The 1,758-nt window shown below is 68.4% G+C and carries 1 protein-coding gene; it reads left to right on the top strand.

From position 1 onward, the window contains the following. Positions 1 to 1,758: non-ribosomal peptide synthetase (locus tag AQJ11_RS44980; RefSeq protein WP_159061826.1), on the top strand; the 1,758-nt coding region annotated here is incomplete at both ends.

The raw sequence follows: 1,758 nt of genomic DNA, 5'->3' as shown, positions 1-1,758 counted from the left end.
GGTGGTCTGCTGCCCGATCTGATCGACGCGACCGCGGCCCGGTACCCCGACACCGCGGCCGTGATCGACGCCGACAGCGAGCTGACCTACGCACAGGTCGTGGCACGCGCCAACCACCTCGCCACCCGCCTGCGCGAGGCCGGCGCCGGACCCGACATCCCCGTCGGCGTCTGGATGGACCGCTCCACCGAGATGGCCGTCGTCATCCTCGCCATCCTCAAATCCGGCAGCCCCTTCCTCCCCCTGGACCCCGACCTGCCCGTGGGCCGCGTCACCCGCCTCCTCACCGACGCACACGCCCCCCTCATCTGCACCGACGACCCCCGCGCCGACCAACTCGCCACCACACCCGACGCACAGGACATCACGATCCTGCGCTGCGGCCCCGGCACCCTCACCCACACCAGCCCCGCCCCGCCGCCGGTCGACCTCCACGGCGACCACCTCGTCTCCGTCTACTACACCTCCGGCTCCACCGGCACCCCCAAGGGCGTCGCCTCCACCCACACCGGCTGGGCCAACCGCATCCAGTGGATGCAAGCCCAATACCCCCTCAACCCCGGCGAGAAGGTCCTGCACAAAACCGTCCTGAGCTTCGACGACTCAGCCGTCGAAATCCTCTGGCCCCTCATCAGCGGCGCCACCATCGTCATGATCCCCCCCGGCCTGCACCGCGACCCCCGCGCCATCCTCGACCACACCACCCGGCACGACATCGTCGCCCTCCACTTCGTGCCCAGCATGCTCACCCTCTTCCTCGACGAGATCACCCACACCGCCCCCACCACGCTGCGCTACGTCATCTCCAGCGGCGAAGCCCTCCGCCCCGACCTCGTCGCCAAGTTCCACGACCGCCTCCCCCCACACACCCACCTCTACAACCAGTGGGGCGCCACCGAAGTCTCCATCGACTCCACCAGCCACCTCTGCACACCCCACGACCACCACACCACCGACGTCCCCCTCGGCACCCCCATCGCCAACAACGAAGTCCTCCTCCTCGACCACCACCTCAACCCCGTCCCCACCGGCATCCCCGGCGACCTCTACCTCGCCGGCACCGGCCTCGCCCGCGGCTACCTGGGCGACCCCCGCAAAACCGCCACCGCCTTCATCCCCCACCCCCACCACCCCGGCCAACGCCTCTACCGCACCGGCGACCGAGGCATCCGCCGCACCGACAACGCCATCACCTTCCTCGGCCGCAACGACACCCAGATCAAAATCCGCGGCATCCGCATCGAACCCACCGAAATCGAACACACCCTCCGCCGCCACCCCCACATCAACAACGCCGTCGTCACCACATGGCAACCCACCCCCGGCGACTACCGACTCGCCGCCTACATCACCACCCACAACACACCCGACACACCTGACGAAGACACCCTCCTCACCAGCATCAACACCCACCTCACCGACCAACTCCCCGCCTACATGATCCCCTCCAGCATCACCCTGCTGGACACCATCCCCGTCAACGCCAACGGCAAGACCGACCACAAAGCACTCCCCCAACCCCAGCCCACCACCACCCACACCCACACCCAGCAACCCACCACCGACGCCGAAAAACTCATCGCCACCATCTGGACCGACGTCCTCGACCACCCCAACCCCGACATCCACGCCAACTTCTTCGCCCTCGGCGGCCACTCCCTCCTCGCCACCCGCATCATCAGCCGCCTGCGCACCACCCTCACCCCCGACATCCCCCTCGCCCTCATCTTCGACAACCCCACCATCCACACCATGGCC

Origin of the sequence: Streptomyces corchorusii (assembly GCF_001514055.1) — a bacterium.
GTDB classification, from domain to species: domain Bacteria; phylum Actinomycetota; class Actinomycetes; order Streptomycetales; family Streptomycetaceae; genus Streptomyces; species Streptomyces olivaceoviridis.
This window is presented reverse-complemented; position numbering and strand designations above follow the sequence as displayed.